Annotated in this window: 8 protein-coding genes; 2 read left to right on the top strand and 6 right to left on the bottom strand. The window is 41.8% G+C overall.

All coding sequences use genetic code 11. The features are described from left to right. Positions 1-94: 94 nt before the first annotated feature. Together TY49_RS18685 and TY49_RS18680 are read right to left on the bottom strand one after the other, a co-directional pair. The gene (locus TY49_RS18685) at positions 95-1009 is read right to left on the bottom strand and encodes a nuclease-related domain-containing protein (protein WP_041967430.1); all 915 of its coding nucleotides are present in this window, start codon (positions 1007-1009) and stop codon (positions 95-97) included. A gap of 191 nt (positions 1010-1200) precedes the next feature. Further along, the gene (locus tag TY49_RS18680; protein ID WP_041967432.1) at positions 1201-1788 is read right to left on the bottom strand and encodes a cell wall hydrolase; all 588 of its coding nucleotides are present in this window, start codon (positions 1786-1788) and stop codon (positions 1201-1203) included. A 442-nt stretch (positions 1789-2230) separates the two neighbouring features. Between TY49_RS18680 and katA the strand changes: the two genes are divergently transcribed. After that, entirely contained in the window at positions 2231-3691 is a 1461-nt protein-coding gene (katA, locus tag TY49_RS18675) for a catalase KatA (protein WP_041967429.1), read from the top strand. A gap of 229 nt (positions 3692-3920) precedes the next feature. Here the strand turns inward: katA and TY49_RS18670 are convergent, their stop codons facing one another. From TY49_RS18670 to TY49_RS18655, 4 genes are all read right to left on the bottom strand, one after another. Beyond that, entirely contained in the window at positions 3921-4556 is a 636-nt protein-coding gene (locus tag TY49_RS18670; RefSeq protein ID WP_041967428.1) for an FMN-dependent NADH-azoreductase, read from the bottom strand. Positions 4557-4684: 128 nt separating this feature from the next. Continuing rightward, a complete protein-coding gene (locus tag TY49_RS18665; RefSeq protein ID WP_041967427.1) occupies positions 4685-5281 on the bottom strand; it encodes an NADPH-dependent FMN reductase in 597 nt (198 codons plus the stop codon). Positions 5282-5307: 26 nt separating this feature from the next. After that, complete coding sequence (locus TY49_RS18660) at positions 5308-6165, bottom strand: VOC family protein (protein WP_041967426.1); 858 nt, start codon at positions 6163-6165, stop codon at positions 5308-5310. A gap of 14 nt (positions 6166-6179) precedes the next feature. Then, positions 6180-6587, bottom strand: a complete 408-nt coding sequence (locus TY49_RS18655) for a DoxX family protein (RefSeq protein ID WP_041967431.1) — start codon at positions 6585-6587, stop codon at positions 6180-6182. 170 nt (positions 6588-6757) lie between these two features. On the opposite strand from TY49_RS18655, the gene TY49_RS18650 reads away from it, so the two are divergent. Beyond that, positions 6758-7066, top strand: coding sequence for a winged helix-turn-helix transcriptional regulator (locus TY49_RS18650; RefSeq protein ID WP_041967425.1), 309 nt, complete (start codon positions 6758-6760; stop codon positions 7064-7066). Positions 7067-7314 lie beyond the last annotated feature (248 nt).

The raw sequence follows: 7314 nt of genomic DNA, 5'->3' as shown, positions 1-7314 counted from the left end.
AAACTAGCCTGCATAAGGGTATCTTTTGCCTTGAATGGTACTCTTATGTGGATGAACTTGCCTGCATAAACGATATCTTATCTAGAATACTCCTTTATTTTGCTTTAGTTACATAGCGAGAAGACGGGCCATACCCGTCCAATGTAAAGTTTTCTAAGAGAATGTTCCTAATGGCTTTCTTCGTTTTAATAGAATCACACCATTCATGAACCATATTGACTGTTAATGCTTCTTCCGGAAAAAGTAATAGGATATCCCTAACACTTCTCAATACTGCTTCATGAATATTTTCCCGCTTCCCGCAATTATTGCATATTAATGTTTTTCTCGTGACCATGGTATTCAATGTATGACAATGAGAACAGGCTATTCCCTTCTTCAATTTCTCGAAATTATATTCAGGGAGCCTCTTATACGGTGAATCGTGGGAATGCAGGGAAAGCAGCTTATCTGATAGATTTGTATGGGTATTTTTTATTGGGGTAATTTGTTTATGCAGTTTATTAAGTAGTCTTGGAATCTGGTTAGGAAAGATAATTGGTAAATTACGCGGAGCTTGATAGAGGTAAAAGTTCGGGTTCACGAAGACTAGAGTTGATTCGATATTAATGTTGAATCCAAGGTCTCGTACCAACCTTCGCAGAAGAGATTCTGCTCGTTCCATTTGTTGTAGAGGATTCTTGATTTCTACTCCATTGTTGGTATACCATCGATCACCTTCGATAAAATAATCGCCTTCGAAATACTTCACTTCGAACAAATGGATGATCTTTGAGATGAATAGAGAATCGATTTGAAATTTGGTATTTCCATATTCAAGGAGCAGATCATTTATAACCAGGAAACTTTTTTCAACCTCCTCCATCCACCGGTCAAAAATCACTTCTCCTTCATAACCTTTTTCCAGGTAGAGATAGTTACTGTACTCTTTAGGAGACAAGTTCAATCGGGCATTCAGTATTCTCAGAATCTGCAGTTCAAGGGATTCAACACGTGATTTAACTATCAAAAAACATTCCTCCATTCATTATGTATTGCAATTAAATAGTATGTTTTATTTGAATATTTAACAAGCTCTTTTGCTTTATGTGTCATGCAAAAAGTTTCCGATAACCCAATTGAGAAAAAGCCATGAAGATTGAGAATCCGCACGGCTTTTTCCGGTTTAGCACATGAAACTTTGGTTACCTTTTGTTAAGCTTACTTAGCAAATCTATGATTTCCAATCGTTACGGTCACTTCCCTTGAAAACACCCATTTACTTACCGCTGTTTTAGGGTTGAAGAAAAACAATGAGCCACTTCCTTGCCCTCTGAATGCTAGCGCTTCTTTTACAGCTTTCTTGGCTTCTGCATCTGCTGGCTTATTGATTGCGCCATTTTTCACAGGAGTGAAAGCATAGTAGCCGTTTGCCTTTTCATAGACAACTCCCTTTACTGTGTTAGGGAATTCAGGGCTTGCTACTCTATTCAAGACAACAGTCGCTACTGCTACTTTCCCTGCATATGGCTCGCCTTTTGCTTCAGCGTGGACCAGCCTTGCAAGCAAGTCTTGATCTGCCGCAGATATGGCTGCAGCCGGGATCGTCAACTTTTGTCCTGGATATAGTAGATTGCTAGTTCTATTGTTCGCTTTCTTCAATTCTGTCAGTTGCACACCATATTTGCTGGCGATTCCCCACATCGTATCTCCTGTTTTCACCTGGTAAGTTGCCGCTTCAGCAGCTGCACCCATTGAAAATAATGATAAGGATACCACCGCTGTCAGCGCTGCCAATGTCTTTTTCATTTTTCTCATTTTCCATACCTCCCAGTAATGTTGCTCTCTTTCTCTACTAATAAGGCTAGCAGTTGTAACATAGTTATTCATTGCCCAATAAGTACCAGAGACGAGAAAAGTCATCGATTCACTGAAAACGCTTGATTATTTTTAAACGTAGAAATTTATTCCACCTTTGCTAGCCTTCCTTCAATAACCATACTTGTAAGTTTACGGCTCAAATTTTACATAGTGTTACAGGTTTGTAACTTGGTAGTTTTAAAAATGAAACTCTACTTATTTCGACTAGCACCGAAATTCACATGATAATAATAGGAGATTTTATTTTTTGCGACAAACAAAATTTTATAACTATTACTTAATTAAAATAATTATAATTAAGTATTGATTTTTAATTGAAAAATGTTATCATTTAGTTATAAATTAAATTCAATATAAAGGCGGGATCATATTGAGCACTAATCAAAATAAACATCTTACTACAAGCTGGGGAGCTCCGGTTGGGGACAACCAGAACTCTATGACTGCGGGACAAAGAGGTCCTACTCTACTACAAGACGTACACTTGCTGGAAAAATTGGCACACTTTAACCGTGAGCGTGTGCCGGAGCGTGTTGTGCATGCAAAAGGTGCCGGAGCTCATGGCTATTTTGAAGTAACAAATGACCTGACTCAATATACAAAAGCTGCTTTCCTTTCAGAGGTTGGCAAGAAAACACCTATGTTCATCCGATTCTCGACAGTTGCCGGTGAACTCGGATCAGCGGATACTGTCCGTGACCCGCGCGGTTTCGCAGTGAAGTTTTATACAGAGGAAGGAAACTATGATATCGTCGGGAACAATACTCCGGTATTTTTCATCCGTGACGCGATTAAGTTCCCTGATTTCATCCATACACAAAAAAGGAACCCTCAGACTCACCTTAAGGATCCGAATGCAGTTTGGGATTTCTGGTCTCTTTCACCTGAGGCTTTGCACCAGGTAACCATCCTGATGTCAGATCGCGGCATCCCGGCTACCCTTCGCCATATGCACGGTTTCGGCAGCCATACGTTCAAGTGGACCAATGCCGAGGGTGATGGCGTCTGGATCAAGTACCACTTCAAGACAGAACAAGGCGTGAAAAACCTTACAGCAGATGTAGCCGCTAAAATTGCAGGCGAAAATCCTGACTATCACACAGAAGATTTGTTCAATGCGATTGAAGCTGGAGACTTCCCTGCATGGAAGCTATTTGTGCAGATCATGCCACTTGAGGATGCGAACACATATCGTTTCGATCCATTCGATGTCACAAAGGTATGGTCACAAAAAGACTATCCATTGATTGAAGTCGGACGCATGGTATTGGATCGCAATCCTGAAAACTACTTTGCGGAAGTTGAGCAGGCAACATTCTCTCCTGGTACGCTTGTACCTGGTGTCGATGTATCTCCTGATAAAATGCTGCAGGGCCGCCTGTTTGCATATGCTGATGCACACCGTTACCGTGTTGGTGCAAACCATAATCACCTGCCGATCAACAGGGCAAAATCAGAAGTGAACTCCTACCAGCGTGACGGTCAGATGCGCTTCGACGGCAATGGAGGCAAATCAGTAAACTATGAGCCTAATAGTTTCGGAGGACCAACAGAAGTGAACGAACACAAGCAGGCAGCCTTCCCTGTCAGCGGCGTTGCTGAAAACGTAGGCTATGACCACCATGACCATTACACCCAGGCTGGTGACCTATACCGCTTGATGAGCGAGGAAGAACGCGAACGCCTTGTCGCTAATATTGTCGCTGCGATGAAGCCAGTTCAGCGCGACGATATCAAACTTCGCCAAATCGGCCACTTCTATAAGGCTGACCCTGAATACGGAACACGCATTGCTCAAGGATTGGGCCTACAGGTGCCACAGGAAGTTTAATATGACTAGAAACGGATGCCCGATATGGAGCATCCGTTTTTTTTATATAAGCTGATGATCATTAGAAGGGTTTTATCGGACAATCTCATTTCGGTTTCTTGAAAAAAATGTCCGTTAGAACTACTCTATCGGACAATCTCAGTGCGACTTCCTGAAAAAGTGGCCGTTAAAGCCCCTCTAACTAATAAAGCAGGCCGATATATACCGGCCTGCTTCCGTCAATTATTCATTAAAACGTGTGCGCCAAATCCTTAGCACGCGCAATTCCGTTTTCTTTGATTTCCTGTGCTTTTTCTGGGTTTGCATTATGGCCTTCCAGGTATAGGCATTCCATTGAAGGTACACCGAAGAAGTTCATGATTGTTTCGATATAGCGATTTCCCATCTCCATGTTCGCTGCTGGTCCTTCTGAATAGTAACCGCCTCGAGCTTGGATGTGAAGAGCTTTTTTGTCAGTCATCAAGCCGACAGGTCCTTCCTGTGTGTATCTGAATGTCTTTCCAGCTACTGCTACTGCGTCGAGATAAGCCTTCATGACTGGCGGGAATGAGAAGTTCCAAAGCGGCGTTACGAAAACAAATTTGTCAGATGCTGTGAACTGGTCAACCAGCTCAGCAAGACGGCCAATTTTTGCCTGTTCATCAGCGGATAGCGCAGTGAACTCAGTTCCTTGTTGCAGCTTGCCCCAGCCGCCTAAAACATCGGCATCGATGTGGGGGATGTTTTCCTTAAATAGATCCAGATGAACGATTTCATCATTCTCGTTCTGCTCTTTGTAAGTATCAATGAATGCTTTTCCTGCTGAAAGACTGAAAGATTGTTCTTCAGTCAGCGGGTGAGCTGTGATGTATAAAACTTTAGCCATGTTGTTATTCCACCTTTTCTTTCTTGATTGTAAAAATATTTCGAGAAAAATAAATCTCGAATTTAAAATAGCTTACTTCGAGATAATAATCCGTTTTAGGTCAAAAATCAAAAGAAATGCTCGTCTGCTTATCTTAATGTTTTAAGTGCACCGCTCCAAGCCTCGACCTCATCGAGCATTGCATTGACATTATCGAGGTGCAGGGCTTGCGGCTTGAATTCTGTACCGTTCTCAAAGTCAGTAAACAGGGATAAAGTCGGGTGTGTACGGACGTCGGCAATTTTCAATTCACCACAGATTCCTCTTAAATGCTCAGCTGCCCTCGCTCCCCCTGTTGAACCATAACTTACGATTCCAGCAGCTTTGTTATTCCATGCTTCGCGTGCAAAATCGAGCGCGTTCTTCAAGGCACCTGTAATACTGTGATTGTACTCCTGGACAATAAAGACAAAGCCATCAAGGCTTGCAAGCTTTTCATTCCAGGCAGCAATCCCTGGCTCGGAACCGTCAGTTGTGCCTAGGAAAGGCAATTCAAAATCAGCAATATCAACAATCTCATAATTTACATTTCCACGCTCATCAGCAATCCCCTTTACCCATTCACCAACTTGAGGGCTTACACGTCCCTGTCTTGTACTGCCTAAAATAATTCCTATGTTCATTTTTTCAGTCATCATTGTTTCCTCCTTTTTATTACTGCCAAAAAGCTTTCTTAAAAAACTCATTCTTTTCACCTTCAATTCCTTTGATTTTACTTGGCCGTTTCCAGGATGATCCGGTTTCCTGAAGGATCTTCCGTAATGAAAACGCCTTTTTCTTCTTCGACAGCTGCTCCGATTTCTTGCAGGCGGGCTACTGTGTCTTTCAAGCTCGCTTCGTTGGGCAAGACGAGAGTATAAGATTCAAGACCCACGCTATTGGCAGGAGGTTTAGGTGCACCTGATCCATTCCAGGTGTTCAGCCCGATATGATGATGGTACTTTCCTGAAGAAATGAAGAGTGCTTGTGGACCATAACGGCTTACCACGTCAAATCCAAGTCCCTTTGTGTAAAACTCTTCTGTCTTTGCTAATTCTGCGACATGTAAGTGAATATGCCCCATCACTGTTTCTGCAGGAAGCCCATTCCACTTTTCTTCCATTCCCTCTGCTAGAAGGTTTTCTGCATCCAGTGCCTGAGTCGCCATCACTACATGCTGCTCATTCCATTCCCATTTTGAAGCAGGTCTGTCTGTGTAGATTTCAATTCCATTTCCATCGGGATCTGCTAAATATAGAGCTTCACTTACAAGATGGTCAGAAGCCCCCTGCAATGGATGTCCAGTCTGCAGGAAGTGTTTCAGTATTTTTGCCAGGTCAGACCGTTCAGGCAGCAATAGTGCAAAATGGTACAATCCAGTTGTTCTTCCCTTCTTCGGAATCACATCGGATGGCTGCTCAAGGCTTAATAACACAGATTTTCCATCGGCAGTTAACTTGGCGGATTTATCCGTTTTTTCATATACCTTAAAACCAATTACCTCTTGATAAAAGGTAAGGGAGCGTTCCAAGCTTTGTACCTTTATATTTACTAGCCCCACAAAAGTGACTGGCGGTTGATGAAAACTCATAATCATTTCCTCCTTTAAGCATTCTTTGATTGAAAAATAACATTATCCAGGGCAAAAAGCGATTTGTTTGTAATGGCAAGGAAGATGGAAATTGCCAGAAGGGCCAGATCAAGTTCAAATCCGGCCATTTGACCATTTCCCAGGAATCCCCCGGCAAGCTTCACCTTTACAACAGCTACTGCCAAAACAATTGCAAATAAAATCGAAACTACCCTTGTTCCTACACCCAGAACCATCGCTAACCCTCCAATAAGTTCTACTAAGGCAACAATGTATGCCGAGAATCCAGGGAAACCTAGGCTTTCAAAAAATCCGACTGTATTTTCAATTCCCCCCTGGAACTTTGCTGCTCCATGGATCAAAAATGTAGCTCCTAAAACTATTCTTAAAATGGTTGCTGCTGCTTCATGCTTTTTTAACATTTCCATCTCTCTCTCCTTTAGGATTAATTTAGTCAACTTAGCTGCAGTAAGTTGGTTACTTTATGTAAGTAACTATATTACTGTAATTTAGTTACGTCAAGTATCTTTTTTATAAAAAGTAATTTATTTCTCAGTTGTTATGTTTATAATGTTAGTAAGGAGTGATTGATATGGATAAGTCGATTTGTCCCAGATTTGAAAAAGCCATGACAATCCTAAGCCAGCGTTGGACTGGCTTGATCATATACCAGCTGCTTTCCGGACCACAGCGTTTTTGTACGATTGAATCCTCTGTAGGAGTGAGTGGCAGAGTGCTTTCAGAGCGATTGAAGGATTTGGAAAACGAAGGGATTGTAAGACGTGAAGTTCATCCTGAAACCCCAGTCCGAATCGAATATTCTTTGACCGAGAAAGGTAAGTCTCTGGAACCTCTTATGAAAGAAATAGAAAAATGGTCACAGGGCTGGCTGGAAGTGTAAATAATAGATTCCAAGAGGAATCCTCATCACAATAGCACCCATTGAATGGGTGCTTTTTGCGTCTTGGAATATACTATTTGTTTATAAGACTAAAAATTCATTAGACATTTCACTCCGGCATCTGGCTTGAAATGTCCATTAAACCCCTGTTATTAGACATTTCACTCCGGCATCTTGCTTGAAATGTCCATTAAACTCCAGTTATTAGACATTTTGCTCCGGCATCTTGTTTGAAATGTCCATTAAAT

Source organism: Mesobacillus selenatarsenatis SF-1 (assembly GCF_000813125.1).
Taxonomy (GTDB): domain Bacteria; phylum Bacillota; class Bacilli; order Bacillales; family Cytobacillaceae; genus Mesobacillus; species Mesobacillus selenatarsenatis.
The sequence above is the reverse complement of the archived record's forward strand: the minus strand, read 5'-3'. Positions and strand labels throughout refer to the sequence as shown.

What these genes read in the sequence shown, in the direction of transcription:
- TY49_RS18670 (WP_041967428.1), bottom strand. Translation starts at nt 4,556, where the DNA reads ATGGCTAAAGTTTTATACATCACAGCTCACCCGCTGACTGAAGAACAA.
- TY49_RS18680 (WP_041967432.1), bottom strand. Translation starts at nt 1,788, where the DNA reads ATGAAAAAGACATTGGCAGCGCTGACAGCGGTGGTATCCTTATCATTA.
- TY49_RS18650 (WP_041967425.1), top strand. Translation starts at nt 6,758, where the DNA reads ATGGATAAGTCGATTTGTCCCAGATTTGAAAAAGCCATGACAATCCTA.
- TY49_RS18660 (WP_041967426.1), bottom strand. Translation starts at nt 6,165, where the DNA reads ATGAGTTTTCATCAACCGCCAGTCACTTTTGTGGGGCTAGTAAATATA.
- TY49_RS18655 (WP_041967431.1), bottom strand. Translation starts at nt 6,587, where the DNA reads ATGTTAAAAAAGCATGAAGCAGCAGCAACCATTTTAAGAATAGTTTTA.
- TY49_RS18665 (WP_041967427.1), bottom strand. Translation starts at nt 5,281, where the DNA reads ATGAGTTTTTTAAGAAAGCTTTTTGGCAGTAATAAAAAGGAGGAAACA.